Below are 26085 nucleotides of genomic sequence, written 5' to 3'. Positions count from 1 at the left end.
ACGCTGTGAACCTAGGGAACTTCGGGGCACCCGCCCTGGCCGTCGCCGACTGGCGCCGACAGATCTTCGCCCTCTACCGAGACATCCGCGCCGAACCAGATCCAGCCGCCGCCCACGCCCGCTGGCAGTCCGGCCGCAACGAGCTCCTGACGAACCACCCGGCCTCACCGGTCCCGCCGGAACAGCGCGCGACGTACGCCGGTGCGCCGGTCGCGCCGTACCGCCCGGAGTTCCGTTTCGAGGCGATCATCGAGACCGACGTGAAGCCGTTCAGCTGGGAGTTCCAATCCGCGACCGACGGCGTGATTCCGTTCTCGCGCGTCGGCGTACTGCAGTTGCCGGTGGGGGATCTCGACGTGTGGTGGCTGGAGTCGTACGGCGGCGGTCTGTTCGTCCCGGTGAAGGACGCGCTGGCCGGCAAGTCGACGTACGGCGGCGGCCGCTACCTGATCGACACGGTGAAGGGCGCGGACCTGGGCGGCGACCTGCACGAGTTCGTCGTCGACCTGAACTTCGCGTACAACCCGTCCTGCGCGTACAGCCCGGAATGGACCTGCCCGCTGGCACCGGCAGCCAACACGCTGGGTGCTGAGCTGCCGGTGGGCGAGTTGTCAGGCTGAGGCTTCCAGCGCCCGGGTGAGGAGCGCGGCCAGGGCCTCGAGCTGGAAGTCGGCCGAAGAGCCGACCTCTTCGTCGGAGCCGTCGAGCGCCTTGGCGGCGAGACCGGCCTTGGCGTCGATCAGGTCCGCCACCCGGGTGTCGATGGTCTGCGCGGCGATGATCCGCCACGCGGTGACCGGCTCGTCCTGCCCGATGCGGTGCACGCGGTCGATGGCCTGGGTCTGCTCGGCGTTGGTCCAGGACAGTTCGGCGAGGACGACGTTCGACGAGACCTGCAGGTTGATGCCGACGCCCGCGGTCAGCAGCGAGCAGACCGCGATCGAGACCTCAGGATCGTTGACGAAGGCATCGATGTTCTTCTGCCGGGTGCGTGCGGTCTGGTCGCCGCGGATCGACGAGTACCGAATGCCGCGCTCGGCGAACAGCTCCTCGGCGGTGTCCATTACCTCGATGTGGCGGGCGAAGAACACCACCTTGCCGACGTTCTGCGCGAGCTGCGCCGCGTAGTCCGCGGCCAGGCCCGCCTTCGCCTGACCGATCCGGCGGAAGAGGTTGAACACATTGTCGCCGGACTTCTTGGCGGCCATCTCGGTCCGCTCCCAGCCGGCCACCTGACGGACGAGGTCGTGGTCGATCCCGTCCACGACGATCCCGAGCCGGCGGGTCTCCAGCGCGGTCCGGTACCGCTCGACGAGACGGTCCGCGAGCTCCCGCTCCGCGGCCCGGATCGAGCGGCCGACGGCGCCGTCGAGCTCGACCGGGAGGTCGGCGATCCGGCGGGCCGGGATGTCCGCGGCGACGTCGACCTTGCGGCGCCGGACGATGCCCATGTCGATCACGCTGGCCCGCGCGGCCGCGTTGAACCCGGGGTCGGCCGGGGTCAGGTCGGTCGCGTCGAGCTTCTCCATCAGCTCGGCCCGTGGCGCCTTCTCGTCGATCCAGCCGAGGAACTCCCAGATCGCGGTGAAGTCCTCGATCGAGTTGATCAGCGGCGTACCGGTCAAGGCCATCAGGAGCGGCCGGGCGGTCCGGCTGCGGATCCGGTTGGACAGGTCGAGCACGTTCCGGGACCGCTGCGACTTCTTGTTCTTGATGAAGTGAGCCTCGTCGACGACCATGCCGCGGAACCCGAGGTCGCCGAGCCAGCCGACGTGCCGGTCGAGGATCTCGTAGTTCACCACCACGATGTCCGCGAAACCGTCGATCGTGTCACCGTCGCCGTGGATCACGGTCGGCGTACGGCGGGGTGTCCAGAGGCCGGCCTCGCGGGCCCAGTTCGTCTTCACGACGTTCGGCACGACGGCCAGCAGGGGATAGGCGTCGGCGGCCTGCGCGGCGAGCAGCGCCTGGGCGGTCTTGCCCAGACCGGGCTCGTCCGCGAGCAGGAACGTCCGGTGGCCCTCGGCCGCGGCTTCGATCAGGCCGGCCTGGTGCGGCATCAGCTCGAGGCCGCGGAGGCGAAGCGCGTCGATGCCACCGGACAGCTGCAGCGGCGTCGGGTCGGGCAGGTGCATGGTGGCCGAGGCCGCTGCGTGCTCGAAGGAGCGCAGCAGCGGCCCGATCAGCTCCCAGCCGCCCAGCCGGCTCGGCTTGGCCGCGCGCGCCGGGGCGTTGGAGAAGTCCGGCGGGAGGAACGGGTTCGCGAGCTGCCGGGACACGACTGCCTGCGGGACCACCCGACGGGTTTGCGTCTCCGGGGGAGCGGTCGGTCGCTCTGGCTCCGGCTCCTCGGGCGCCTCCATCCCGGCGTCCTCCAGCATCTGCCGCTTGAGCGCGGCCGCGGCCTCGGAGATCACTGCGTCCTCGGCCAGCAGGCCGAGCAGCGAGGGCTCCAGCGCGGCGGTCTTCGCCAGGATCGTCGCGATCCCGTCGAGCCGCCGGAGCTGCTCGGTGCGGTACGCCTCGGTCGCGGATTCGGCGCCGTTCACCCGGGACCGCTCCTCGCGGACCAGCAGGGCGACGATCTGGAACTTCGTCCGGGTCGACGGCTTGATCGCGCCGCGGGTGACCGCGGCCTCGACCTCGCGCACAGCCTGCGCGAGAACCTGGATCAGACCGTCGGACTCGCCGTCACGGACGCGACGCCGGCGACGGGGAGCGGAACGGGTAGCGCCGGGTTGGCGCTGACCTCGTCGGGCCAACATTTCCTCCTGTGTCGTGCCACGGCGGAGCCGTGACGGAATTGCGGATCACGCGAGGACCGACCCGCCGACGAGGCGCGACCTCGTGACGTGCCCACATGACGTGCCCAATGACGTGCAGAGGGCCGTCCAGAGGGTCCCCCAGGAAAACGGCTCAGAATGCACCGCTCCTGTGTGCGCGATCGAGAACCTATGCTACCTGTCTTGGCTCGAATGTTGCAGACCGGCACCCGGTACCGGTCGGAGAGGGGCCCAGATGGGGGATGAGCACGTGCTGGCGGCCGGGCACGCTCCGACACCGTTCACCGCCGCCGAGATCCGGAATGCGACGAGCGTGGGGAAGTCCATCACGCGCCGCGTCGAGTCGATCGGTGCGGAGCCGTTCCTGCTGATCAGCACGTACGTCGAGTGCGACGAGGCCGGCGCCACGCTGGAACGTTCGCGGCGGACGCTCGACGGCGCGCCGCTCGGCGAGCCGCAGCTGATGAAGGCGACCTGGCTGGACCTGCAGGGCCACGCCTCGTTCCCGGCGGCCGACACGACCATCGAGCCGGAGCGAATCGAGACCGCGATCGGCGCACTGGACTGCCTGCGCTACACCGTGCGGGACGGCGGGACCGATGAGGTCTTCTGGTTCGCAACGAGCCTGCCGGGCATGCCGATCCAGCAAATGACCCGGACTGACGGCCAAATCGTGGCGTCTGTCTCGGTGGTCGACTACACATCCTCCTGACCGAGTAGCTTCACGGCTACGCGGAGGTCGTCGACGAAGCGGGCGAAGTCGCGCCGGAACTCCTCGGACCGGACCACAGCCGACGGATGTACGGTCGCCACGGCCGCCACGCCACCCGGTAGCTCCAGCCGCTTGCCGCGCTCCTGCGTCACCCGGAATGTGGAGCCCAGGAGAGCCTTGGCTGCGACCGACCCCATCACGACGACCACCGACGGCTTCACGATCTCGAGCTCCCGCACCAGCCACGGACGGCAGGCAGTGATCTGACTCGCCGTCGGCGTCTTGTGGATCCGGCGCTTTCCCCGCAGCTCGAACCGGAAGTGCTTCACGGCATTGGTGAGATACACCTCCGACCGTTCGATCCCGGCCTCGACCAGTGCCTTGTCGAGCAGATGCCCGGCCGGCCCGACGAAGACGTGCCCTTCCTTGTCCTCGTGATCCCCGGGCGTCTCGCCGACGAACATCATCCGCGCCCGCACCGGTCGTTCGCCCGCCACGGCCCGCTCGGCGTCCTCCCACAGGTCGCAGCCGCGGCAGCTGCCGAGCTCCGCGCGTACCTTCCGCATGCCGCCCTTCTGCGGCACCCACTTCTCAGCTCCGGGATGTTTGCTCATCACCCACCCGTTTCGGAGTGCGGCGCGTGGACGGGCTTGGACTGCGCCGAGCGCCGCTGCCGGAGGTAGATCGAGCCGCCGATGATCGCCGCGACGGCCAGGAACTCACTCTGCCAGTTCTGGAGCGACTCGTACCAGAACTGCGACGTCCCGAGATACTGCCAGGTCGTCACCGCGGCACCGCCGTGCAGCTCCTGGTCCTCGCTGTACGTCGCGGCGCCGGTTGCCGCGTGCAACCAGAGCGACAGCACGAACACCAGCCCGAACGCAATCGCCAGCGAGTTCTCGTACAGCGTGAGAATCAGCTCGGAACCGCGGCGTACCGGCCAAGGCGCGTTCCGGTCGGTGCGATGGTCGCGGGGATCCTCGTCCTGCGGAGCCGGCTCGTCGATGGGCCGGGACTCGGCCGAGCCCTTCTGCACCAGGTACGCCGTGAGCAGCACGTACATGAACATCTGCAGGAACTCGGACTCCCAGTTCTCGAACACCGCCTCGCCGAACGACGACGAGCCGACGTACTGCGCGAACGTCTGCGGAGCCTGCCCGTGATCGGCGAGTTCGGAGTTCTCGTGGGCGTGCCCGACGAACGCGAGGCCGACCAGGAAGCCGAAGAACAGCACCAGGTTGGCCAGCAGCAGCCCACGGAGTCGCAGCCATCGCATGTGACCCTGGTACCCGCTGTGACGCTATTTCATGACGCGGGCGGCACCAGGGCCAGGCGGATGATGACGAGTGCGAACAGGATGAGCGTGAGTGCGTGGACGACTGTGCACCACAGGCAGATCGCGTTGATCTGGAACAGCTCGGCCCAGATCAGGTAGCAGACGAACACGACGCCGGTCAGCACGCCGACCAACCGGAGGCGGCTCGGCCACGGGGACGGCGTACGCCACATCGGCGGCACCGACAGCGCGGTCATGCCGACGAAGAACGCGAGGCCGAGCAGCGCGACCGGAATGCCGAGGACCTTCGAGTAGTGGCTGCTCGTCACCTTGGCGCAGTTGACCACGCCGGTGTCCGGGCAGGCGAGCGTCGTACCGGCGGTGAAATGCTCATAGGTGAGGTACGCCGCCACCGCGAGACCGGCCACCGACACCACCAACGTGGCCCAGGGGATCCAGCCCAACGAGGTACGGGACGGGCGCTGTGCGGTTGCGGTCACGCTCAGCCCTTCGCCGCGCCGAGCTTCGCGGCCGCCGCAGTCACCGCGTCGGTCGAGCAGACCTTGGCCGGCTGGTTGTTCGTCAGCTTGCAGATCGCAGCCGTGTAAACGTTGGCCGACCCGTCGACCGCCTTCGCGATCGGGCTCGACGGATCCTTCAGCGCGTCCGCGACCTCGGTCTGCGTCTTACCGGCCAGCAGGTCCGGGCTGTACGTCGCCCCGGACCCGACGTACTTGCCGCCGAGATCGATGAACGGGATCGAGCCGTCGCTCTCGACGTACGGCGGCTTGTTGTACGTGTCGAACGTCTTCTGGTCCTCGGCCGTCGGGCTGTCGAGCGGCTTGTACCCGTTCCCGACCATCTCGTTCGTCGTCGTCTCGACGCCCGTGAACGCGAGGTACTGGCTCGTGTACGTCGCTCCGTGGAAGGACAGCGTCGGCGTGTTCGGGAACACGTCCTCGGATGCCGAATGCGTCGTACCGAGGTTGCTGAACGTGCCGAACCGGGACAGCGCGACCGTGACCGGCCAGCGCTCCGCGGCGCAGTACGGGCAGAACTCGGCGCCGATGTAGAGCACCTTCGGCTTGCCGCCCGCGGTCAGCGCCGGTGCGCCGTTGATCGCGGACGGGGCGGCCTTGACGTCGGCGGTGCCGACCGTGGCGAACGTCGAGTCCGGGATCGAGGAGAGCGCGGTGATCAGGCCGGTGTCCGCCGCGCCGGTCGGACCGGTCGCGGTCTTCTTGCCGCCGCCGACGAGCCGGATCGTCACCAGGCCGCCGACGATCACCACGACCAGGACGACCGCGCCGACCGCGAGCAGCAGACGCCGCCGCCGCTCCGCCTGTTGCTGGGCGGCCAGCTGCGCCGCGATCCGCTCGCGGGCCGCAGCCTTCTGTTCGACACGCCGTGCCATGACTCTCCTCTGATCGCGCGCAGGCTCCTGAAGGACAACTATCCATCGCCCCCGGAAGTTCCTGCCTCTCCGTCACCGAGAGATTACAGATCGCGCATCGGATCACCGGGCCTGGGGAGGATTCCTTCCCGGATCGCGGAGGAAATCCTCCCCAACCTCTGTCTAGGCTGCGGGACATGGACTGGCAGGCGTGGCACACGAAGTACGACGATCCCGGGTCCGGACTGTCGCGGCGGTTGGAGGCGGTGCAGGAGCAGGTACGTGCGGCGCTCGATCGGGCTCCGGCCGGCCCGGTTCCGGTGATCAGCCTCTGCGCGGGGCAGGGCCGCGACCTCATCGACGTACTGGAGGATCACCCGCGGCGTGCCGACGTACAGGCGCGGTTGGTCGAGCTTGATCCGGAGTTGGCGGCGTTCGCGCGGGAGCGGGCGAGCGGTCTCGATCAGGTCGAGGTGATCACGGGCGACGCGTCGCTGACCGATCAGTACGTCGGCCTGGCGCCGGCCGAGCTGGTCCTGTTGTGCGGGATCTTCGGCAACATCACGTCCGCGGACATCCAGCGCACGATCGCGACGAGCCCGCAGCTCTGCCGTACCGGCGCGACGGTGATCTGGACCCGTCATCGGGGTGAGCCGGACCTGGTGCCGACGATCTGCGACTGGTTCGAGGCACGCGGCTTCGAGCGGGTCTGGGTGTCCGATCCGGAGGCCGATTTCGGCGTCGGCGCGCACCGGTTCACCGGCGTACCGGATCCGCTGGTGACCGGTCAGAGCCTGTTCAGTTTCGTACCGGGCGGAGCGTGAGCAGCCCGAGCGCGAGGAGTACGGCGAGGGCGAGATAGCCCGCATCCAGTACGGCGACTGTCGCGATCGTGGCGACGAGCAACGGGCCGCCCGCGTCGCCGAGCTCGCGTCCGAGTTCGGCGGTGCCCATGGTCTGACCGAGTCGCTCGGGTGGTGTGCTCGCAGCCAGCGCCGCGAACCCGAGCGGCGTGATCACGCCCGTGCCCGCACCGATCAACGCGGACGCGATCAGCAGGAACGCGACGCCGGGCAGAGCGGCCGATACGAAACCTAGCGCTGCTAGCCCCAGCCCTAGCGCGATGCCGGCTCGCGTCGTCAGCTTGCCCGCGTCGAGCGCACGGCCGGTCCGCGGTTGCACGACCGCAGCCGTCGCCGCTAGCAGTGATACGGCTGCACCGGTGGCGACCGTGCCGAGCCCGTCGGCCGCGCCCGTGACTGGCAGGAACCCGACGCCGACCGACAACGCCGCCGTAGCGGCCGCAAGCGCCGCGGTCGGACGAAGGAACACCGGGTCGGTGATCCGCCGGGCAAGATCCAGCACGGTCTGCCGGGACCGCGGCAACGGCGGCACGGCCGGTACGGCGATCAGCGCCCAGACGGCAACGCCCGCGGCGAGAACGGTCATCACCCCGAACAGCAGACGGAATCCCCCGAGCCACACCAGTCCACCGCCGAGCAATGGTCCGGCGGTGTACCCGACGCTCTTGTAGAACCCGTAGCTCCCGAAGGCGCGGCCGTGCTTCGCCGACGGATTCAATCGGGCAACCAACGCCGAGGCGGCGGGGGAGAAGGCCGAGGCTGCGGCACCCTGACCGAGGCGCGCGACCCACAACCAGCCGGGCCGGTCCACGAGCACATAGATGCCTGAGGCGACGGCGAACCCGGCGAGACCGAACAGCAGCATCGGGCGGGCGCCGATCCGGTCCGCGATCGTGCCGAACACCGGCTTCAGCAGCACCTCCGCCCCGTCGTACAAGGCCAGCAGGAGGCCGAGGGTGAGCAGCGAGGTGACCGCGTCGGAGGAGGATCCGCCGAGGTTCGCCGCCACCGCATGGGCGCCGAACGCGGTCGTGAACCCGGCCGCGTAGAGCGGCCACATCGTCGTTGCTCGATCCGTCACAGGCAGGAATGTAGTCCTCGACAGGATTCGAGCCATCAGTTATGTTACATAGACGATGTCGTATCGACTCGGAGGTGTGTGCCCGATGGACGAGACCGCTGAGCGGTTGCTGGGGTCGGCGAGCCGGTTGTCCCGGGACCCGGAGACCGAGATCGACTGGGACGCGCCGCTCGGCGACGGGTACGGGATGTCGCCGGAGTGGAGCACGCTCTACGGCACGCCGTACTGGGACGAACTGACCGAGGCGCAGCAGCGGGAGCTGACCCGGCACGAGTCCGCGTCGGTGGCGACGACCGGGATCTGGTTCGAGCTGATCCTGCAGCAGATGATTCTGCGGGACGTGTACGACAAGCCGCCGCGGAGCGCCGAGTTCCAGTGGGCGCTGACCGAGATCGCTGACGAGTGCCGGCACTCGATCATGTTCGCGAAGGCGTCCGGCCGCCTGGTCGAGCCGGCGTACCGCCCGCGGCTGCTCGCGCGCGAGCTCGGCCGGGTGTTCAAGACGGTCGCCACCGGTGAGACGGCGTACGCCGCGATTCTGGTCGCCGAGGAGGTGCTGGACGTCATGCAGCGCGACTGGATGCGGGACCGGCGGGTCGAGCCGTTGGTGCGGACCGTGAACCACATTCATGTGGTGGAGGAGTCGCGGCACATGGTGTTCGCGCGTGAGGAGACTCGCGAACGGCTGGCCGGTGCGGGGCGTGGGCGGCGCTGGGTGAGCGCGCTGGTGATCGCGATCGCCGCTGACATGATCGTGTCGAGCATGGTGAGCCGCGAGGTCTACGCGAACGTCGGGCTGGACGCCGAGCGCGCCGTACGTGAGGCGCAGCGCAACGAGCATCACCGGTCGTTGCTGCGGACAAGTTGCGCGAACCTGATGGACTTCCTCGGGTCGGTCGGGCTGCTGACGCCCGCCGCGGCCCGGGTGTATCGGCGGACCGGCCTGCTGTGAGTTACGTGATCTCGGGGGAGTGCTGCTCGGACGCGAGCTGCGTCGCGGTCTGCCCGATGAACAGCATCCACCCGTCGCCCGGCGAGCCCGGGTTCGGCGCCGGGGCGAGCCTGTTCATCGATCCGCGGACCTGCATCGACTGCGGGGCGTGCGCCGACATCTGTCCGGTCGACGCGGCGCAACCGGTCGACCAGGCGGCGCCTGAGGACGTCGAGCGGAACGCGGCGTACTTCGCGGAACGGGAGCCGCTCGAGGCGATGGACCTGGACAGCTGGGAGCCGCCGTCGTACCAGGTCTGGGGCGACGGGCCGCGCCGGGTGCTGGTCGTCGGCGCGGGTCCGGCCGGGATGTACGCGACACGCGAGTTGTTGCTGCGGACAACAGCCGAGGTCACGCTCGTCGACCGCCTGGAACAGGTCGGAGGGCTCGTGCGGTACGGCGTCGCACCGGATCACCCGCAGACGAAGCAGATCATCAGCACCTTCGAGAGAGTCATCCAGCATCCACGAGTGCAGTGGCGTCCGGGAACCGACGCGACGGGGCTGCCGCCTGATGGGTTCGACGCGGTGGTACATGCGGTTGGGGCCCGGCGGAGCCGGCGGCTTGGGATTGCCGGTGAGGAGGCCGCGTGCACCGCGGAGGATTTTGTTGCCTGGTACAACGGGCGGCCGGGCGCGCCGGCGCCTGTCGGGCTGGCCGGGCCGCGGGCTGTGATCGTCGGGAACGGGAATGTCGCGCTCGACCTCGCGCGCATCCTGCTGAGTGACGAGCAGCGGTTGCGTTCGATGGATGTCCCGACTGAGGTACGCGCGACGCTCGCCGCGAGCGGTGTGAAGGAGGTCGTGCTGCTGGGCCGGCGCGGTCCCGAGGAGGCGGCGTACACGCAGGCCGCGCTGCATGAGCTGCTGGCCGCGGTGGGTGACCGCGTCGAGCTCCGGTACCACGCCCGGCCGACCGCCTGGAGCTCTGACGGGCTGACGCTCGGGTCCGGCGAGACGATTGCGGCGGGCAACCTGTTCACCGCGATCGGGTTCGAGGGGCAGGCGATCGACGGGCTGCCGTTCGACGCGGAGCGCGGGATCGTCCCGAACGTCCGCGGCGCCGTCGTCGGCCGGCCCGGTCACTACGTGGCGGGCTGGATCAAACGCGGCGCGCGCGGCGGGATCGGCGTGAACAAGGCCTGCGCCCAGGAGACCGTGGCGATGCTGGTCAGCTCTTCCAGGGCTGCAGCTTCTCCGGGTTCCTGATCGCCCAGATGTTCGTGATGTGATCGCCGTCCACGTCGAACGCGATCACGGTCTCGACGGCACCTTCGAACTCGATCACCAGCCCGGGCTGACCGTTGACCGTGCGCTCGACGAGGGTGCGGCCGAGGTTGAACACCGGGAGCCCGGCGAAGTACTGCGCGACGTCGGTGCCGCCGTGCACCGGCGCGAGCGAGGCCGACACGATGCCGCCGCCGTCGGCGACTGCGGTGACCTCGGGATCGAGCAGGTTGACGAGCGCCGCGATATCGGTCGCTTCCCAGGCCGCCTTGAACTCGCGGACCAGCTCCGCCCGCCGCGCCGACGGCGCCGCCGGGTGCTCGGCGTCCCGGATCCGCCGCCTGGCCGACGAGGCCAGCTGACGGCACGCCGCCGGCGTCCGGCCGACGATCTCGGCGACCTCCGGGAACGGGTACCGGAACACGTCGTGCAGGATGAACGCCACCCGCTCGGCCGGCGTCATCGCGTCGAGTACGACGAGGAACGCCATGTTCACCGACTCGTCCAGCGTCACCCGATCGGCAGGGTCGGCCGGGTCGGTGGATCCGGTGTGCCACTCGGTGGTCTCGGGCAGCGGTTCGGGGATCCACTCACCGACGTACCGCTCCCGCCGGGCGCGGGCGGACCGCAGCAGGTCGAGGCAGATCCGGCTCGCGACCTTGGTCAGCCACGCCGCCGGGTTGTCGATCGCCTGCTGCTCGTCCGGAGTCATCGCGTACCAGCGCGCGTACGTCTCCTGGACCACGTCCTCGGCGTCGGCCAGCGACCCCAGCAGCCGGTACGCGAGATTGATCAGCTGCCGCCGCTCGCTCATGATCGCGCTCAGACCCGGGTCGCTCATATCGGTCCTCTCCTCGTTCATACCTGGTACGACGAAACACCTGGGCGGAGTGTGAGGCCTGACAGTTCATCCAGGCGTCTCGTCGTACCGATCATGACCACACAGAACGCTGTATCCGAAGTCGACATCCGGGAACGCATCGACATCCTGCTCGACGCGATCCGGACCGGCGACCGGGCCGCCGTCCGGACGATCTTCGCCCCGAACATCGTCTCGTTCGACATCCAGCCGCCGTTGCGGCACCTCGGCGCCGAGACGAAATGGGAGAACTGGGAGCTCGTTTTCGAGGCCTTCGAGCTGCCGCTCGAGTACGAGGTGCGCGACCTGACCGTCCTCGTCGACGGCGATCTCGCGGTCGTGTACTCGCTGAACCGCATGAATGCCGTGATGAAGCTGGGCGGCAAGATCGACTACTGGCTGCGCTGGACCGCCGCCTGGCAGAAGATCGACGGGCAGTGGCTGATCGTGCACGACCAGGTCTCGGTCCCGACGAACTTCCAGGACGGCAGCGCGGCCATGGATCTCATGCCCTGAGCCGGGCGCGCCCGAGGATGTGCGGGCTGGCTGGGGTCTTGTGATTCGGCGGGAACTCGAACTCGTCGAGTTCCTCGATCTCGAAACCCGCGGCGGTGATCGCGGCGGCGGTGTCGCGGTGCGTGTGGCAGCCGCCGACGAAGAGCGGCCACAGGGTTGCGTCGGAGATGCGCTGGACGGTTGCGAGGGTGCGGTCGGCAGCGGCTGCGACGTGCTCGTAGAACCTGAGTTCGCCGCCGGGACGCAGTACCCGTCGCACTTCGGCTAGGGCTTGCGCCTGATCGGGGACCGAGCAGAGTACGAGTGAGACCACGACGGCGTCGGCTGATGCATCAGGTGCCGGCAGGTGGTCCGCCGTACCCTCGACGACCTCGACGGGGATGGAGGCCGCGGCGGCGTGGCGCTGGGCCTGGGCGCGGAGGTAGGGCTCGGGTTCGACGGCGAGGACGCTGACTACGTCGGTGGGGTAGTGGGCGAAGTTGCCGCCGTCTCCCGCTCCGACCTCGATCACCCGGCCCTGCACCCCGGCGAGCAGCCGACGCCGATGATCGGCCGCTCCCTGCTCGTCCATGGCGGGCCGCACCCGCGCGTACATCCGGGCGAACAACGGACGTCTCATGAACCCACCATCGCAGACTGTCGGATCGCGGCCCGGGCTGATCGTCTCCTGAGCGAGACTGTCCTCAAGGAGGTGTGCGGGTGAAGTACGTACTGATGTTCATCGAGACCGAGGAGTTCGCGACGGAGTTCGCGGCGCTGGGGCCGGCCGAGAAGGAGGAGGCGTACCGGCGGGTGTACCAGTGGTTCGACGACCACGCGGACAAGATCACCAATCGGGGGAGCAAGCTGCAAGGCCGGGAGACCGCGACGACGGTCCGGCTGGACAGCGGGCAGCTGACCACCGACGGGCCGTTCATCGAGGGCAAGGAGGTCGTGTCCGGGTTCACCGAGATCGAGGTCGAGGATCTCGACGAGGCCTTGCGGATGGTGAAGACGTGGCCGGCCTGCCCGGTGATCGAGATCCGGCCGGTCGCGGAGATGTGAGCACCGACGAGGAGCTGTCCCGCGTGGTGCGTGATCACGCGGGGCGGTTGGCCGGTGCGCTCGTGTCGTTGCTCGGTGACTTCTCCGCGGCCGAGGACCTGGTCCAGGACGCGGTCGAGATCGCGCTGAAGCGCTGGCCGGTCGAAGGGATCCCGGAGCGGCCGGACGCGTGGCTGTTCACGGTCGCGAAGCGCCGCGGTCTCGACGTACTGCGTCGGCAGCAGAACTACCGCGCGAAGCTTGCGCTCCTGCAACCGTTGGAGTCGTCGCCGCCGGATGATCGGCTGCGCTTGATCTTCACCTGCTGCCACCCGGCGTTGGCGCGCGAGGCTCAGGTGGCGCTGACGCTCCGGGTGGTGTGCGGTCTGACGACGGCCCAGATCGCGGCCGCGTTCCTGGCGTCCGAGTCCGCGGTCGCGCAGCGGATCACGCGGGCGAAGCGGAAGATCACCGACGCCGGCATCCCGTACCGGATCCCGCGCGACGACGAGCTCCCCGAGCGCCTGAACGAAGTACTGACAGTCATCTACCTGCTCTTCAACGAGGGCTACCTGTCGAGTACGGCGGAACGCGCGCACTCGCGTGATCTCGTCGACGACGCCGAATGGCTGACCGCGCTGCTCCACGGTCTCCTGCCCAACGAACCCGAGGTAGCAGGCCTGCTCGCCCTGATCAGACTGCATCGCGCCCGTACGGCGGCGCGCTTCACGCCGGCCGGCGACCTCATCCTCCTCGAGAACCAGGACCGTACGGCGTGGGACCACGCGGCGATCGCCGACGCGACGGCGTTGCTGACCCGCACCGCCCGCCGGTTCCACGCACCCGGCCCGTACCAGCTCCAGGCCGCCATCGCCGCCTGCCACAGCGAGGCAACCACCTGGCCCGACACGGACTGGCCGCAGATCCTCGTCCTGTACGACATGCTCCTCACGCTGCAGCCGACACCCGTCGCCGGCCTGCACCGATCCATCGCACTGTCCTACGTACGTGGACCTTCGGAGGCTCTCTCCGAACTCGACGGAATGGCCACCGAGCTTCAGCAGTACTCGTTGTTCCACGCGACCCGCGCACAGCTCCTGCGCGACCTCGGCCGCTTTGCCGAGGCCCATGACGCCGACGAGCGGGCAGCCGAGCTGACCGCCAATCCGGCACAGCTCGGGCTGCTCAACGAGCGCCTGGCCCGCTGAGCCACCATCCTTACTCCATGAGTGCGGAGGGGCGGGGCGAACGGCTGTGGTTTCTGGACTGGTTGCGGGTGATCGCGGTGTTCGGGGTGTTCGTGTTCCACACCCTGCGGCCGTTCGACGACGGCGACTGGCACGTGAAGAACGCGCAGACGAGCGAGGGGATCTCGGTCGCGATCGCGTTCCTGGGGTTGTGGGGGCTGGCGTTCTTCTTCATGATCTCGGGCTCGGCCGCGTGGCTGGCGCTGCGGTGGCGGAGTGCGCTCGAGTTCCTCAGAGAACGCTCTCTGCGGTTGCTCGTCCCGTTCTTCGTCGCGTACGTGCTGCTGTCGCCGCTGCAGTACTTCATCGAGGAGCACCACAAAGGCCGGTCGACGGCCTCGTTCTTCGGCGATGTGCGGACGTTCTTCAGCGATCTCGCCGGCGATGCGCCGCTGTGGTTACGGGACACGTACCACCTGTGGTTCCTCGTGTATCTGATCCAGTTCGCCGTACTCGGTCTGCCGGTGTTTCTGTTGCTGCGCGGCACAACTGACTGGATCGCGCGACGGTTTCAGCGGCGCGGTTCGATCCTGTTGCTCGCCATACCGCTGGTGCCGATTCACCTGCTGCTGCTCGCCGCGCCCGGTCCGGAGCACGGGTGGGGCGAGTTCGTGTTCTTCTTCGACTTCTTCGTCGTCGGGTATCTCGTGATGTCGGACGATCGTCTCCTGGCCGCGGTACGACGGGACGCCGTACCAGGACTGCTTCTCGGCGCCGGTGCGTTCGTGCTCGGTGTCGTCACCGGCATCATCGACTTCCTCGACGGCTGGTGGCCGAACCCGGGCTACTCGTGGCAGTACGTCTGGTACTCGCCGCTCATCACCCTCGCCGTGTGGGGCTGGCTGGTCGCCGTCCTGGGCTTCGGCCTCCGCGCCCCCGCCTTCCAACGCCCGCTACCGCCCCGCCTGGCCCGAGCCGCAATGCCCTACTTCATCGTCCACCAACCGATCATCCTCGCGATCGCCTACTTCGTCGTCACCTGGCACACCAACCTCTGGCTCAAGTACGCCGTACTCCTACCCACCGCCTTCGCAGCATCCGCACTTCTCGCCTGGCTGCTGTCATCCACCCCGGTGGTCAACCAGTTGTTCGGTGTGAAGCGTTAGACGCTGCGGAGGACTGAGACGACTACGCCGAGGATGGTTGCGTTGTCGCCGTCGATGACTTCGTAGGCGGGGTTGCGGGGTTCCAGGTAGACGTGGTTGTTGCGGCGGCGGTAGACCTTCACCGTGGCCTCCTCGTCCAGCATTGCGGCGACGATCTGGCCGGAGTGGGCTTCGGACTGCTGGCGGACCACGACGATGTCGCCGTCGCAGATCGCGGCGTCGATCATCGACTCGCCGCGGACGCGCAGGCCGAACACGGTGCCGCGGCCGGTCAGCCCGCGGGGGAGTTGGAGTACGTCGTCGACGTGCTCGATCGCGGAGATCGGCGTACCGGCCGCGATGTCACCGACCACCGGCACAGGCACGTTGTCGTCACTGGTCGACCCGGCGGAAGGCTCCTGGAGGAACATCCGGACGTCGATCGGCCGGGAGACCGACGGGCTCCGGCGGAGGAACCCCTTCTCCTCCAGACTCGCCAGATGCTTGGACACCGACGACGAGGAGCGCAGCCCGACCGCGTCCCCGATCTGCCGGCTGCTCGGCGGGTACCCGTGCCGCGTCACCCAGTCCCGGATCACCACCAGAATGCGTTGCTGCCGTTCCGGAAGCGCCCCGGTGTCGAGGTCGCCGAACAGGTCGAGATCAGTCACCGCGAAATCCTAGAGCGCAGCCACCCGGAGAGCGCGCTCCGACCCGCCCCTTGACGCCACCGCCGTGGTGGGACCGACTTCCCAGTCGGCGACACGAGGTGGCGTCTGGCGTGCGCATCAGTCCTGACTCACGAGGGCGATGAGCTGCTCGCGGTCGAGGTCGTCGGATCGTGGAGCGTGGATGCGGTCGCAGATGGTGAGGGCCTGTTGCCAGGCGGCCTTGGCCTCGGCGGTGCGGCCGACTGCGCGGTACGTATGCCCGAGGTTCGTCAGTACGACGGCCTCGCCCCACGGGAACCCTAGGTCGCGGTGCAGGCGGACCGACTCCAGGTGACAGCTCAGCGCTTCGTCGTACCGGCCGCGGGAGCGCTCGATGCCGGCGAGCGTGTCGAGGACCGCGCCTTCGCCCCGGTGGCTGTGGATGGTGCGGTAGTAGCGGATCGCTTCCCCGGCGGCCCCGGCCGCTTCGTCGAGGCGGCCGGCTGCGTGATACATCGCGGCCATGTTCCCGAGCGAGTGCGCCTGTCCTCGCTCGTCTCCGAGTCGCCGCTTGATCGCCAGTGCCTGCTCGGCGACGTCGAGCGCCTTGCTGCTCCGGCCGAGGATGTCGTGGGACACAGAGAGATTGCCCAGTGCCCGCGAGACCTGGATGTCCATGCCGGCCGCGCGGAAGATCTCCGCCGATCGTTCGAAGTGGACGATCGCGCGTTCGCAGTCGTCGCGCTGATCCATGTAGCGCAGCCCGAGGGTGTTGTTGATGAAGGCTTCGGGCAAGGGATCGTCGAGCCGGTTGCAGCTGTCCTGGGCGAGCATCAGGAGTTCGGTGAGCAGGTCCAGGTCGCGGCCACTGAGATCGCCTTCGCACGACTCGACGAGCTCGTACGTGTACCGGTGGTGGCCGGTGGCGTGGGCGAGCCGGATCACCGCGGCGAGCGTCTGCCGCTCGTCGTCGTACCACTGGATCGCCGCGGCCGCGTCCGCGAACTGTCCCGGCGTCACACCGTCTACCGGCGGAACGATCTTGCGGTCGGATCCGCGGTCGTCGCGCAGCACCCGTGCGTTGAAGCCGGTATGCGTGTACCAGCTGAACAGCCGCTCCAGCGCCTCGGTGCGGTCCGGACGCAGTCGGCCCAGCTCGGCGGCGTGTGCGCGGACCAGGTCGTGCATCTCGAAGCGGCCGTTGCCGAGATCCTCGACCAGGTGCAGGTCGGCCAGCCGCGCGAGCAGGCGACGGGTATCCGAGACCGTTGCCCCGAGCAACGCAGCGACGGCCGGTACGGCGAAGTCGCTGACCGGGAGCAGGCCGAGGTGCTCGTACAACCGCGCCGTGGAGTCCTGCAGTGCCCGGTGTGACCACGAGAAGATCGCGCGTAGATCGGTCGCCTCGTCACCACCGTCGAAGGTGTCGAGGACCGACTGTTCCGCGTGCAGTTGCGTGAGCAGTTCGGCGACCTGTTGCGGCGAGCGTCCGGCGGCATGCTCCGCGATGATCGCGAGCGCGAGCGGCAAGTGCTGACAGCTTCGTGCGAGTTCACTGACCTGGTCGGTATCGGTGTCGGGTGCGATCGATCGGATCAGCCGTCCGGACTCGACCGGCGGGAGTTCGCCGAGGGTGATCCGGTGGGCGCCGTCGCGGACCACGAGGCTGCGGAGCCGGTCCCGGCTGGTGGCGATCACCAGACAGCCTCGGGCAGGCAGCAGCGGCCGGAGCTGGTCGGCGTCGCGCGCGTTGTCGAGCAGGAACAGCATGCGACGGCCGTGCAGGGTACTGCGGAGCAACGCGGACTGGGCCGCTTCGTCGGCGGGGATGCGTTCGGCGCGCAGGCCGAGGCCGCTGAGCAGCAGCCGCAGCGCCGCGGTCGTCGGCATCGCGTCGCCCGGACCGAACCCCCGGAGGTTGAGGTAGAGGTCGCCGTCCGGGAACAGATGCCGCACCCGGTGCGCCCATCTGACCGCGAGACTCGTCTTTCCAGCGCCGCCGATGCCGCAGATCGCCGCGATCACGGTCGCCGGATCCTTCTCGTTGGGCGCGGGCAGGAGTTCGTTGAGCTCTTTCAGCTCGTCCTCGCGGCCGGTGACCCTGCTGTTCTCGGCCGGGAGCTGCCGGGGTACGACGGTGCGTGCGGGCGCGGGCGTGGTTGGCTCTGAGTCCGGTTCCGCGTCGGCGGCGAGCAGTTCGGCGTACAGGGCGCGGAGCTCGGCACCCGGATCGACTCCGAGCTCGTCGCCGATCAGCCGGCGTACGTCGTCGTAGCAGGCGAGTGCCTCTGCGTGGCGACCGGTGATGTCGAGCAGCCGGATGAGCCGCTCCCAGAGTGGTTCGCGGAACGGGTACTGCGTGGTGAGGTCGCGGACCTCGATGAGCAGTGACTCGAGGGCACCGCCGGCGATGTCCAGGTCGATCCGCCGTTCGCGGGCCGCGAGATAGCGCTCTACCAGACCGGGGAGAGCGGCCGTGGTGAACCAGTCGGCGGTCAGATCGGAGAACGGCGTGCCGGTCCAGAGGTCGAGCGCCGCCGCAGTCGCAGTGCGTTCATCGGCCGGCACGGGGAGTTGGTGCGCGCGCTCGAGTTCGTCGGTGAAGCGGAGTACGTCGATGTTCTGGCGGGGGAGTGTGAGCGCGTAGGCCTCGGGATGCGCGCGGATGACCTCGGGGCCGAGCAGTGTGCGCAGCCGGGAGATGCAGGTCTGGACGGTCGGGCGCAGACGGTCGGGCGGCTGCTCGCTCCAGACCCGGTCGCCGATCGTCGCGATCGACACCGGGTCACCGGTCGACAACGCGAGCACTGCTAGCAAGTCCCGCAATCGGGGCGCCGAGACTCGGACTTCGGCCCCGTCCACGAGGACGCCGAACGCGCCGAGGAGCCTGACCTCGACCTGCCTCGAGTCACCAGCCATGCAGCCTCCCACCAACGCGTCAACCCTAGCGATGAAAGAGTGCAGGCATGCAGGGACCGTCGCGTCAGGTGCTGGATGCCTTCAGCCTGACTGAGCCGCCCGTTCGGTTGGCCGGCGGGCAGGGGGAGACCTGGCGCTCCGGGGCGGTCGTCCTCAAGCGCGCCGACGCGGAGTCGACGTGGCGCGCCGAGGTGCTGAGCGCCTTGCCGGAGTCCGGGGATTTCCGGGTGGCGCGGCCGGTGCAGGCTCGGGGCGGTGCGTGGGTCGCGTTCGAATGGGAAGCCAGTGAACTGCTGATCGGCGCGACGGATGTGCGGCGGCAGGATGAGGTTCTCACCGCGGCGGCCGCGTTTCACGAGGCCGTGGCCGGGCTGCCTCGGCCGGGGTTCATCGACGCCCGCCACGATCCGTGGGCGGACGGCGACCGAGTCGCCTGGCGAGAACAGTCCGTCGAGGGAAGTCCGGCGTACGTCGACCTTGTCGGGCCGCTCGTCGCCGCGTGGCGGCCGGTGGAGCTGGCGGCGCAGGTGGTGCATGGTGATCTGCCGGGGAACGTGATGTTCGCCGACGGTCTCCCGCCGGCGATCATCGACTGGCCGGTCTACTGGCGACCGCCGTCCTGGGCGGCGGCTGTCGCTGTCGCCGACGCACTGTGCTGGTACGGCGCCGAACCGGACCTCGCGGCGCGCTGGGCGCAGCTGCCCGAGTGGGGTCAGATGCTTGTGCGCGCGTTGATCTACCGCATGACGACCGACGACCTCGCCGGCGGCGTCGCGACCTGGACGGACGCCCGCCGCGCGGCCTACGCGCCGGTCATCGAGCTCGCACTCTCGTACGCCGCCTGACGCGGCCTAGGCGCCGGTAGTCGAGCCCGCGCTCTCGTACGCCGGCTGAGTCGTCCGGCCCGCGGCCCGGACGGCGAGCGGAATGGTGCCGAAGGCAAGTACTCCGAGTCCGGCGCCGATCCAGCCGACCGCGGAATAGCCCGCGCCCGCGTCGAGCGCCAGGCCGCCGAGCCACGGGCCGACGGTGATGCCGACGTTGAAGGCCGAGATGTTGAAGGCGGCGGCGAGCGTCGGCGCAGATCCGGCCACTCCGAACACCCGCGAGTTCACGGCGGGGTTGGTGGCGAAGCCGAACGTCCCGACACCGATGATCGCCGGGATGGCGAGCCACGGCGTACCGGTCGCCAGAGCAAGCACGATCGCTGCGGCGATCACTCCGCCCAGGCTGATCACGAGCGTGCTGAACGGCCGCTGATCCGCGGTGCGTCCGCTGATCGTGATCCCGGCCAGTGCGCCGACGCCGTACAGCGCCAGGATCACCGGTACCCAGGCCGCGGACAGCCCTGTGGTCTCGGTGAGCAGGGGAGCGAGATAGCTGAAGATCACCAGGATCGCGCCCGTCGACAGAGCCGTCGTCCCGTACGCGAGCCAGAGCTGCGGGTTAGCCATACTGCGCAGTTCGAGACGCAGCTGGGGAGCGCTCTCTGCGCGTCCCCGGGGGATTGTCGCGACGACACCGGCGATCGCGAGGACCGACAGCACGGCGACCGCCCAGAACGCCGATCGCCAACCCAGGTGCTGGCCGAGCAACGTCCCGGCAGGCAGCCCGACGATCGTGGCCACGGTGAGACCGCTCGCCAGGACACTCATCGCCTTCGCGCGCGCTTCCGGTCCGGCCAGCTCGATCGCGGTCACGGACGCGACCGCCCAGAATCCGGCGTACACGAAGGCGCCCGCGACCCGGGTCGCGAGCAGCACGCCGTACGACGAGGTGAGGGCGCCGGCCACGTGGGTGAGCGCGAAGATCGTGAGGAACACGAGCATCGCGGCGCGCCGGGACCAGCGCAGCGTGGTGACGGCCAGGATCGGCGCGCCGACGAGCATGCCGATGGCGAACGCGGAGATCAGCAGGCCGGCCGCGGGGATGGAGACGTTCAGATCGGTCGCGATCTCGGGGAGCAGACCGGCGAGCATCAGCTCGGACGTGCCCTGGGCGAAGATCGCCAGGCCGAGCAGATAGACAGCGCGGGGCATGAGGGCCTCTCAAGTATTAGATCGATCGGTTCACAACTTGGGCATGATGAACCGCGGGAAGTCAGAAACTGCGCAGCGTTGCCTCGACGACGATCCGTTGGCTCTCGGGTGTCGCGCCGCGGCGGGCGGCCACGCGCAGGCCGCCGAGAACGGTGAAGACGTACGTCGCGAGCCCGGCCGCATCCTGCTCCGGGTCCAGCTCACCGGCCGCTTGCGCCGCCTGGATGGCGGTCGTCAGCGCGGCGAGTTTGACCTCGTGGTCGCGATCGAGGAGGTCGAGGACCTCGGCGTCCTTCGGGCCGAGCTCCACGATCGTGTTGATCACGAAGCAGCCGGCCGGATCACCGGGATCCGGCTCCACCGCGCTCCACAGGATCTGCCGGACGCGCTCGCGGATCGGCAGTGTCGCGTCCTGGATCACCTCGAGCTGCGCGGCAGTGAAGCGATCGGCGTACCGGCGCAGCGCGCGGTCGAACAGATCGCGCTTACTGGTGAAGGTGTTGTAGATGCTGCTCCGGCCGAGACCGGTCGCCTCGCAGAGGTCCTGGGTCGAGGTGGCCTCGTAGCCCGAGGTCCAGAACACCCGCATCGCGGCATCCACGGCGTGGTCCTCGTCGAAGGTCCTCGGTCTCGGCATGACGCCGAGCCTAGCACGTTATGTACTGATCGATCCAAAACACCTCCTGATGGCTGGACTTGCTGCGCCGATAGCATCTGGGCATCGAGGCGAGTGCCGGAAGCTCTTCGACAGGAGCGCAGGCGCTCGCCTTCACTTGGGGGCACCGTCCAACGATGGAACTGGGGAGCAATGTGAGGTTGTTCAGATCTGGGGGGCTCGCGCTTGCCCTTGGCCTGGTCGCCGGAGTCGCTTTGAGCGGACCGGCGACCGCTGAAGACACCAAGACCGTCTCGTACCGCGGCTACCAAGTGACGGTCCCAGCCAGCTGGCCGGTCGTCGACCTGGCCGCAAACCCGACCGCCTGTGTGCGGCTCGATCAGCCGGCCGTATACCTGGGCCGCAGCACGGCGCAGGCCAACTGCCCGGCGCACCTCGTCGGCCGCAGCTCCGGCCTCGTTCTGGAGCCGCTGACCACAGCACAGCCGTCGACGGACGGACTGCTCCGTCGCGCGATCGCCGACGCCGGCGTGCTCGCAACCGCGTACTACCCACCAGGCGACGAGAGCGCCGCGAAGGACGTGCTCGCCACAGGGCGTGTGGTCGCGAAGACCTCGTCGGCGCAGGTCGCGCAGCCGGCCGCGGTCACGCCGTCGGTGGTTGCCACCGGCAACTTCGCGGGCAACGGCTTCGACGCCTGCGACGCGCCGACCCAGGCCACGATGGATGCCTGGCGGCCGAAGTACCAGGGAATCGGCATCTACATCAGCGGCGGCCTGCGCGCCTGCGCAACCCAGCCGAACCTGACCCCGAACTGGGTATCGACGAACGCCGCCAAGGGCTGGCAATTCCTGCTGATCGACGTCGGATATCAGGCGCCGTGCACGAAGTACACAAGCGTGATGTCGTCGCGGCCGGCGACGTCGTTCATCCAGGGCAAGAACGCTGCGGCCAACGCGGTCGCCGCGGCGCAGGCGCTCGGGTTCGCGCAGCGGAGTGCGATCTACAGCGACATCGAGGCGTACACGCCGACGGCCGCCTGTGACGCGGCAGTGGTGTCCTACCTGAGCGGCTGGACGCAGGAGCTCAACTCGCGTGGGTACGTCGGCGGTGCGTACGTCGGCGCCAATTCGGGTGCGAAGGCGCTGGTCGGCTCGTACGCGAACACGGCGTACACGCGGCCCGACAACATCTGGGTCGCGCAGTGGAACCGCACGCCGGGCACGATGTCCATCCCGGCGACGTACTGGAGCAACCACCAGCGGGTTCATCAGTACGACAACGTCACGGAGACCAACGGTGGCGTGACGCTGAACATCGACAAGGACTACCTCAACCTGACCGCTCCGCCGCCTCCGGTGACCAGCTTCACCGTGTCGGGTGGGGTGGCGGCCGCCACGCTGCGGTGGACGAAGCCCGCCAACACGACGCTCGGGCAGATCATGGTCCGCGCCGCGTCGGGTTCGACGCCGCCGCCGTTGCCGACGTCGGGTACGCCGATCTACAACGGCACGGCGAGCTTGTTCACCCACACCGGGCTGGCGAACTCGGCCAGCTACGCGTATCGCGTGTGGGTGAAGGACAGCAAGGGCAAGATCGGTCCGGGCGTCGACGTACGGCTGGTCGGTTCGAAGGCGACGATCGGGGCGAGTGCGGCCTCCATCATGTACACGGGCGCGGTGACGCTCTCGACGGCCGTGACCCGGCTCGACGGCGCGAAGCTGGCCGGCGTACCGGTGGTGCTGTACTCGAAGGCGAAGAACGCCAGCAAGTGGTCGACGGTCGGCACGTTCACCTCGGACGCGAACGGTGTGGCGACGACGTCGCAGAAGCCGGCCGTGTCGACGTACTACATGTGGGGCTACAACGGCACCACCGGCGTGCTCGGGACGCGGAGCGCGGCGGCACTTGTGCAGGTCCACCCGGCGATGTCGGCGTACCTGACTCCGGCGGCGATCACGCTCGGCGGTTCGACCTTGCTGTACGGCTACCTGAACCCGCCGCATGCCGGTACGACGGCGTACCTGCAGCGTCGTTCCGGTACGTCGTGGGTGGCCGTGACGACCGGGAAGCTGACGACGAACGGGAAGTACGCGTTCAGCATCAAGCCGACCGCGCGCGGCACGTACACGTACCGCGTGGTGTGGCTGGCGGACGCCGACCACCAAGGCACGCAGACGGCGTCGAAGGTCCTGACGGTCAGCTAAATGAGGGCGGCCGCCGCACTCCGCGCGAGCTCGATCGCGTGTGCCGCAAGCGGTGAGTGCGTGCGGCCGGCCTGCCACAGCAAGAAGATCTCCCGCGGCGGGAGTTCTGGCGTGAGCTGATGCAGCGCCAGACTCTCGTCGTCCCGGAGTACGGCGAGACGCGGCATCAGTGCCGCGCCGAGGCCGGCGCGGACCATTGCGAGCAGTGCCTCGTTGCCCTCGGTGCGGAACACGACCTGCGGGCGGATGCCGCGGGCGTTGAGGAAGTCTTCGACGACGGCCTGGTGGCAGATCGCGGGATGCGCGACCAGCGCCTGCCCGTCGAGCCTCTCGAGGGCGACCGGCCCGGCCGGGAAGTCGCCGGGCCGCGCGACCAGGAAGTACGGGTCGTCGAGCAGTTTGAGGTCCTCGATGCCGTCACCGCCCCGGCCGTCGAAGAACATCAGGTCGAGCCCGGCGAGGTCGGGATCATCGGTCTCCTCCTCGAACAGCCGGATGTCGCACCCCGGATGGGCGTCGCGGAGTTCACGGATCACCTGCGGCAGCAGCGTGTTCGAGACCGTCTGGAACGTGCCGATGTCGATCCGGCTGTCGCCTGCCCGGAACCGCTCGATGCCGTCGCGCATCTCGTCGGCGCGACGCAGCAGCTCGCGTCCGTGCTGCAGGACGACCGTGCCCAGCGGGGTGATCCGGACCGGCTTGGGTCCACCGGGCCGGTCGAACAGCGGACCGCCGGCCGCCTTCTCCAGAATCGCGATCTGCTGGCTGACGCTCGACTGGGTGTACCTCAGCCTGCTCGCGGCACGGCCGAACGACCCCTCGTCGGCGACAGCGGCCAGCGTCGCCAGATGACGCAACTCGTACATGGAGAGACTCTATCGCTGATGGCGATCGCTTTGATAAGAATCCATCGCTTTTCACGATGATCATTCGCTTCTACGGTCGAAGCATGACCACTTACCCAGTCAACGACGTCGAACTCTGCGCGGAGACGTACGGCGATCCTGCCGATCCCGCGGTCCTGCTGATCCACGGCGCCGGCGCGTCGATGGTCTGGTGGGACGCGCGGCTGTGTGCCGAGTTGGCGGCGCGCGGCCGCTTCGTGATCCGATACGACCAGCGCGACACCGGCCAGTCGACGTCGTTCCCGACCGGTGCGCCGGGCTACGCGATGAGCGACCTGGCGGGCGACGCTGTCGGTCTGCTCGACGCGCTTGGTGTGGATCGGGCGCACGTGGTGGCGCAGTCGATGTCGGGCGGTACGGCGCTGATACTGGGCGTCGACCACCCGTCGCGAGTCGCGTCGCTGACGTTCGTGTCCACGAGCACCGGCGACGACGGACTTCCGCCGCCATCGGCCGACATGCCACGGTTGGGTTGGCCGGACTTCGGCGACACCGCTGCGGTCGAGGAGTACGTCGTACGGTCGATCGAGGCCGAGGCGGCGGGTCACTTCGACGAGACCGAGGCCCGCGCTCTGGTGCGGGAGGACATGGGGCGGGCGAGGAACTACGAGGGCTCGCTGACGAACCACTTCGCGATGACGTTCGACGGACCGCGGAACGGCGGCTTCGGCGACCTGGCGATGCCGGTTCTCGTACTGCACGGCGATGCGGATCCGCTGCTTCCGCTGCCGCACGGCGAGTCGATCCGGGACGCGGTGCCGGGCGCTCGGCTAGCAGTGCTAGCGGGCATGGGGCACGGGCTGTCGGCGCCGTACTGGACGACCTTTGTCGATGAGCTGATCAACCACACCGAGGAGCGATGATGAAGTACGCAGTCTGGCTGCCGCTGTTCGACGAGTTGTCCGATCCGGTGGAGGTCGCGCGGCTCGCGGCGGCGGCCGAGGAGGCCGGGTGGGACGGGTTCTTCCTGTGGGATCAGCTGTGGTGGCGGGAACCGATCCGCGAGGTGTCGGATCCGTGGATCACGATGAGCGCGATGGCGACCGCAACGGAACAGCTGCGGATCGGGCCGATGGTTTCGCCGATCGCGCGCCGGCGGCCGACCAAGTTGTTGCGTGAGACAACGACCCTGGACCGGCTCTCGGGCGGCCGGCTGATCCTCGGGGTCGGGCTGGGCAGCGACCGGTTCGCGCAGGAGTACTCCAAGACCGGCGAGGAGGTGGACGACCGGGCGCGCGCCGAGCGGATGGACGAGACGCTCGAGATCCTGACGGCCGGGTGGACGGGGGAGCCGGTGAACCACCACGGCAAGCACTACCTGGTCGACGACGTACAGTTCCTGCCGCGCCCGGTGGCCGGCCGAGTGCCGGTCTGGCTCGCCGGGTTCCCGGGCAACGCGAAGCCGATCCGCCGGGCGGCGCGGTACGACGGATTCTTCCCGGTCAACCTCACGTCACCGGATCAGGTGGCAGAGCCGGCCGCCGTACTGCGTGAACTCCGCGGCAACCTGGACGACTACGACATCGCGGTGGCGCTGGAGCCGTCGGTCGATCCACGCCCGTACGCCGAGGCGGGGGCGACCTGGTGCCTGATGGACGTCGACCCGGCGACGCTGCGCCTGGCCGACGTACGCGTGATGATCGCGGCGGGTCCTCAGAGGTAGCTGATGACGATTCATAGGTGTCTAATCGAAG

The 26085-nt window shown here is 69.1% G+C and carries 26 protein-coding genes; 13 read left to right on the top strand and 13 right to left on the bottom strand.

Annotated elements, in window-relative coordinates; all coding sequences use genetic code 11:
- Positions 1 to 5 precede the first annotated feature (5 nt).
- Positions 6 to 620, top strand: coding sequence for a DUF1684 domain-containing protein (locus ACLJOO_RS36460; RefSeq protein ID WP_410792239.1), 615 nt, complete (start codon positions 6 to 8; stop codon positions 618 to 620).
- Here ACLJOO_RS36460 and ACLJOO_RS36455 read toward each other — a convergent pair.
- Positions 612 to 2765 (bottom strand): DEAD/DEAH box helicase, encoded by a 2154-nt coding sequence (locus ACLJOO_RS36455; protein WP_410792238.1) that lies wholly within the window; start codon positions 2763 to 2765, stop codon positions 612 to 614. The two genes, ACLJOO_RS36460 and ACLJOO_RS36455, sit on opposite strands and share 9 nt — an antisense overlap.
- Positions 2766 to 3018: 253 nt before the next feature.
- Between ACLJOO_RS36455 and ACLJOO_RS36450 the strand changes: the two genes are divergently transcribed.
- Positions 3019 to 3495, top strand: a complete 477-nt coding sequence (locus tag ACLJOO_RS36450; protein WP_410792237.1) for a hypothetical protein — start codon at positions 3019 to 3021, stop codon at positions 3493 to 3495.
- Here the strand turns inward: ACLJOO_RS36450 and ACLJOO_RS36445 are convergent.
- From ACLJOO_RS36445 to ACLJOO_RS36430, 4 genes are read right to left on the bottom strand one after another with little or no spacing between them, the layout of a single operon-like run.
- The gene (locus ACLJOO_RS36445) at positions 3480 to 4109 is read right to left on the bottom strand and encodes a UdgX family uracil-DNA binding protein (RefSeq protein ID WP_410792236.1); all 630 of its coding nucleotides are present in this window, start codon (positions 4107 to 4109) and stop codon (positions 3480 to 3482) included. The genes ACLJOO_RS36450 and ACLJOO_RS36445 overlap by 16 nt on opposite strands.
- On the bottom strand, positions 4109 to 4771 hold the full coding sequence (locus tag ACLJOO_RS36440) for a DUF6766 family protein (protein ID WP_410792235.1): 663 nt from the start codon (positions 4769 to 4771) through the stop codon (positions 4109 to 4111). The genes ACLJOO_RS36445 and ACLJOO_RS36440 overlap by 1 nt, the downstream gene beginning before the upstream one ends.
- Before the next feature lie 29 nt (positions 4772 to 4800).
- The gene (locus ACLJOO_RS36435; RefSeq protein WP_410792234.1) at positions 4801 to 5271 is read right to left on the bottom strand and encodes a vitamin K epoxide reductase family protein; all 471 of its coding nucleotides are present in this window, start codon (positions 5269 to 5271) and stop codon (positions 4801 to 4803) included.
- Between the two features lie 2 nt (positions 5272 to 5273).
- Positions 5274 to 6185 (bottom strand): DUF929 family protein, encoded by a 912-nt coding sequence (locus tag ACLJOO_RS36430; protein WP_410792233.1) that lies wholly within the window; start codon positions 6183 to 6185, stop codon positions 5274 to 5276.
- A 176-nt stretch (positions 6186 to 6361) separates the two neighbouring features.
- Between ACLJOO_RS36430 and ACLJOO_RS36425 the strand changes: the two genes are divergently transcribed.
- The gene (locus tag ACLJOO_RS36425) at positions 6362 to 6988 is read left to right on the top strand and encodes an SAM-dependent methyltransferase (RefSeq protein ID WP_410792232.1); all 627 of its coding nucleotides are present in this window, start codon (positions 6362 to 6364) and stop codon (positions 6986 to 6988) included.
- Here the strand turns inward: ACLJOO_RS36425 and ACLJOO_RS36420 are convergent.
- Entirely contained in the window at positions 6963 to 8108 is a 1146-nt protein-coding gene (locus tag ACLJOO_RS36420) for an MFS transporter (RefSeq protein WP_410792231.1), read from the bottom strand. The genes ACLJOO_RS36425 and ACLJOO_RS36420 overlap by 26 nt on opposite strands.
- An 85-nt stretch (positions 8109 to 8193) precedes the next feature.
- Here ACLJOO_RS36420 and ACLJOO_RS36415 point away from each other — a divergent pair, with 85 nt between their 5' ends.
- Positions 8194 to 9060 carry an AurF N-oxygenase family protein gene (locus tag ACLJOO_RS36415; RefSeq protein ID WP_410792230.1) on the top strand — a complete coding sequence of 289 codons (867 nt, stop codon included), beginning with the start codon at positions 8194 to 8196 and terminating at the stop codon, positions 9058 to 9060.
- A complete protein-coding gene (locus ACLJOO_RS36410; protein ID WP_410792229.1) occupies positions 9057 to 10307 on the top strand; it encodes an FAD-dependent oxidoreductase in 1251 nt (416 codons plus the stop codon). The genes ACLJOO_RS36415 and ACLJOO_RS36410 overlap by 4 nt, the downstream gene beginning before the upstream one ends.
- Here ACLJOO_RS36410 and sigJ read toward each other — a convergent pair.
- Entirely contained in the window at positions 10270 to 11166 is an 897-nt protein-coding gene (gene sigJ / locus ACLJOO_RS36405) for an RNA polymerase sigma factor SigJ (protein ID WP_410792228.1), read from the bottom strand. The genes ACLJOO_RS36410 and sigJ overlap by 38 nt on opposite strands.
- 93 nt (positions 11167 to 11259) lie before the next feature.
- Here sigJ and ACLJOO_RS36400 point away from each other — a divergent pair, with 93 nt between their 5' ends.
- Positions 11260 to 11700, top strand: coding sequence for a YybH family protein (locus ACLJOO_RS36400; RefSeq protein WP_410792227.1), 441 nt, complete (start codon positions 11260 to 11262; stop codon positions 11698 to 11700).
- On the opposite strand, the gene ACLJOO_RS36395 is transcribed toward ACLJOO_RS36400, so the two are convergent.
- A complete protein-coding gene (locus ACLJOO_RS36395) occupies positions 11690 to 12319 on the bottom strand; it encodes a class I SAM-dependent methyltransferase (RefSeq protein ID WP_410792226.1) in 630 nt (209 codons plus the stop codon). The genes ACLJOO_RS36400 and ACLJOO_RS36395 overlap by 11 nt on opposite strands.
- A gap of 80 nt (positions 12320 to 12399) precedes the next feature.
- Here ACLJOO_RS36395 and ACLJOO_RS36390 point away from each other — a divergent pair, with 80 nt between their 5' ends.
- From ACLJOO_RS36390 to ACLJOO_RS36380, 3 genes are read left to right on the top strand one after another with little or no spacing between them, the layout of a single operon-like run.
- On the top strand, positions 12400 to 12744 hold the full coding sequence (locus ACLJOO_RS36390) for a YciI family protein (RefSeq protein ID WP_131292147.1): 345 nt from the start codon (positions 12400 to 12402) through the stop codon (positions 12742 to 12744).
- On the top strand, positions 12741 to 13931 hold the full coding sequence (locus tag ACLJOO_RS36385) for an RNA polymerase sigma factor (RefSeq protein WP_410792225.1): 1191 nt from the start codon (positions 12741 to 12743) through the stop codon (positions 13929 to 13931). Before ACLJOO_RS36390 ends, ACLJOO_RS36385 begins: the two co-directional genes overlap by 4 nt.
- A gap of 17 nt (positions 13932 to 13948) precedes the next feature.
- Positions 13949 to 15076: an acyltransferase family protein gene (locus tag ACLJOO_RS36380; protein ID WP_410792224.1), complete on the top strand. Its 1128-nt coding sequence runs from the start codon at positions 13949 to 13951 to the stop codon at positions 15074 to 15076.
- On the opposite strand, the gene lexA is transcribed toward ACLJOO_RS36380, so the two are convergent.
- Complete coding sequence (gene lexA, locus ACLJOO_RS36375; RefSeq protein WP_410792223.1) at positions 15073 to 15726, bottom strand: transcriptional repressor LexA; 654 nt, start codon at positions 15724 to 15726, stop codon at positions 15073 to 15075. The genes ACLJOO_RS36380 and lexA overlap by 4 nt on opposite strands.
- Positions 15727 to 15843: 117 nt before the next feature.
- Positions 15844 to 18624, bottom strand: a complete 2781-nt coding sequence (locus tag ACLJOO_RS36370; protein WP_410792222.1) for a BTAD domain-containing putative transcriptional regulator — start codon at positions 18622 to 18624, stop codon at positions 15844 to 15846.
- Positions 18625 to 18671: 47 nt separating this feature from the next.
- Here ACLJOO_RS36370 and ACLJOO_RS36365 point away from each other — a divergent pair, with 47 nt between their 5' ends.
- On the top strand, positions 18672 to 19469 hold the full coding sequence (locus ACLJOO_RS36365) for a TIGR02569 family protein (protein WP_410792221.1): 798 nt from the start codon (positions 18672 to 18674) through the stop codon (positions 19467 to 19469).
- Between the two features lie 6 nt (positions 19470 to 19475).
- On the opposite strand, the gene ACLJOO_RS36360 is transcribed toward ACLJOO_RS36365, so the two are convergent.
- Positions 19476 to 20663, bottom strand: a complete 1188-nt coding sequence (locus ACLJOO_RS36360; RefSeq protein WP_410792220.1) for a Cmx/CmrA family chloramphenicol efflux MFS transporter — start codon at positions 20661 to 20663, stop codon at positions 19476 to 19478.
- Between the two features lie 61 nt (positions 20664 to 20724).
- Positions 20725 to 21300, bottom strand: coding sequence for a TetR/AcrR family transcriptional regulator (locus tag ACLJOO_RS36355; RefSeq protein ID WP_410792219.1), 576 nt, complete (start codon positions 21298 to 21300; stop codon positions 20725 to 20727).
- 179 nt (positions 21301 to 21479) lie between these two features.
- Between ACLJOO_RS36355 and ACLJOO_RS36350 the strand changes: the two genes are divergently transcribed.
- The gene (locus tag ACLJOO_RS36350) at positions 21480 to 23486 is read left to right on the top strand and encodes a glycoside hydrolase domain-containing protein (protein ID WP_410792218.1); all 2007 of its coding nucleotides are present in this window, start codon (positions 21480 to 21482) and stop codon (positions 23484 to 23486) included.
- On the opposite strand, the gene ACLJOO_RS36345 is transcribed toward ACLJOO_RS36350, so the two are convergent.
- Positions 23483 to 24352: a LysR family transcriptional regulator gene (locus tag ACLJOO_RS36345; RefSeq protein WP_410792217.1), complete on the bottom strand. Its 870-nt coding sequence runs from the start codon at positions 24350 to 24352 to the stop codon at positions 23483 to 23485. The genes ACLJOO_RS36350 and ACLJOO_RS36345 overlap by 4 nt on opposite strands.
- Before the next feature lie 83 nt (positions 24353 to 24435).
- On the opposite strand from ACLJOO_RS36345, the gene ACLJOO_RS36340 reads away from it, so the two are divergent.
- On the top strand, positions 24436 to 25254 hold the full coding sequence (locus ACLJOO_RS36340; protein ID WP_410792216.1) for an alpha/beta fold hydrolase: 819 nt from the start codon (positions 24436 to 24438) through the stop codon (positions 25252 to 25254).
- Positions 25251 to 26054: an LLM class flavin-dependent oxidoreductase gene (locus tag ACLJOO_RS36335; RefSeq protein ID WP_410792215.1), complete on the top strand. Its 804-nt coding sequence runs from the start codon at positions 25251 to 25253 to the stop codon at positions 26052 to 26054. Before ACLJOO_RS36340 ends, ACLJOO_RS36335 begins: the two co-directional genes overlap by 4 nt.
- Positions 26055 to 26085: the final 31 nt, after the last annotated feature.

Origin of the sequence: Kribbella sp. C-35 (assembly GCF_046549195.1) — a bacterium.
Lineage (GTDB): Bacteria > Actinomycetota > Actinomycetes > Propionibacteriales > Kribbellaceae > Kribbella.
The sequence above is the reverse complement of the archived record's forward strand: the minus strand, read 5'-3'. Positions and strand labels throughout refer to the sequence as shown.

Excerpts from the sequence above, each read along its gene's own strand:
- ACLJOO_RS36395 (WP_410792226.1), bottom strand. The coding sequence starts at position 12,319 with ATGAGACGTCCGTTGTTCGCCCGGATGTACGCGCGGGTGCGGCCCGCC.
- ACLJOO_RS36415 (WP_410792230.1), top strand. The coding sequence starts at position 8,194 with ATGGACGAGACCGCTGAGCGGTTGCTGGGGTCGGCGAGCCGGTTGTCC.
- ACLJOO_RS36365 (WP_410792221.1), top strand. The coding sequence starts at position 18,672 with ATGCAGGGACCGTCGCGTCAGGTGCTGGATGCCTTCAGCCTGACTGAG.
- ACLJOO_RS36425 (WP_410792232.1), top strand. The coding sequence starts at position 6,362 with ATGGACTGGCAGGCGTGGCACACGAAGTACGACGATCCCGGGTCCGGA.
- sigJ (WP_410792228.1), bottom strand. The coding sequence starts at position 11,166 with ATGAGCGACCCGGGTCTGAGCGCGATCATGAGCGAGCGGCGGCAGCTG.
- ACLJOO_RS36430 (WP_410792233.1), bottom strand. The coding sequence starts at position 6,185 with ATGGCACGGCGTGTCGAACAGAAGGCTGCGGCCCGCGAGCGGATCGCG.
- ACLJOO_RS36370 (WP_410792222.1), bottom strand. The coding sequence starts at position 18,624 with ATGGCTGGTGACTCGAGGCAGGTCGAGGTCAGGCTCCTCGGCGCGTTC.
- ACLJOO_RS36455 (WP_410792238.1), bottom strand. The coding sequence starts at position 2,765 with ATGTTGGCCCGACGAGGTCAGCGCCAACCCGGCGCTACCCGTTCCGCT.
- ACLJOO_RS36340 (WP_410792216.1), top strand. The coding sequence starts at position 24,436 with ATGACCACTTACCCAGTCAACGACGTCGAACTCTGCGCGGAGACGTAC.
- ACLJOO_RS36335 (WP_410792215.1), top strand. The coding sequence starts at position 25,251 with ATGATGAAGTACGCAGTCTGGCTGCCGCTGTTCGACGAGTTGTCCGAT.
- ACLJOO_RS36450 (WP_410792237.1), top strand. The coding sequence starts at position 3,019 with ATGGGGGATGAGCACGTGCTGGCGGCCGGGCACGCTCCGACACCGTTC.
- ACLJOO_RS36440 (WP_410792235.1), bottom strand. The coding sequence starts at position 4,771 with ATGCGATGGCTGCGACTCCGTGGGCTGCTGCTGGCCAACCTGGTGCTG.
- ACLJOO_RS36355 (WP_410792219.1), bottom strand. The coding sequence starts at position 21,300 with ATGCCGAGACCGAGGACCTTCGACGAGGACCACGCCGTGGATGCCGCG.
- ACLJOO_RS36380 (WP_410792224.1), top strand. The coding sequence starts at position 13,949 with ATGAGTGCGGAGGGGCGGGGCGAACGGCTGTGGTTTCTGGACTGGTTG.
- ACLJOO_RS36345 (WP_410792217.1), bottom strand. The coding sequence starts at position 24,352 with ATGTACGAGTTGCGTCATCTGGCGACGCTGGCCGCTGTCGCCGACGAG.
- ACLJOO_RS36445 (WP_410792236.1), bottom strand. The coding sequence starts at position 4,109 with ATGAGCAAACATCCCGGAGCTGAGAAGTGGGTGCCGCAGAAGGGCGGC.
- ACLJOO_RS36360 (WP_410792220.1), bottom strand. The coding sequence starts at position 20,663 with ATGCCCCGCGCTGTCTATCTGCTCGGCCTGGCGATCTTCGCCCAGGGC.
- ACLJOO_RS36400 (WP_410792227.1), top strand. The coding sequence starts at position 11,260 with ATGACCACACAGAACGCTGTATCCGAAGTCGACATCCGGGAACGCATC.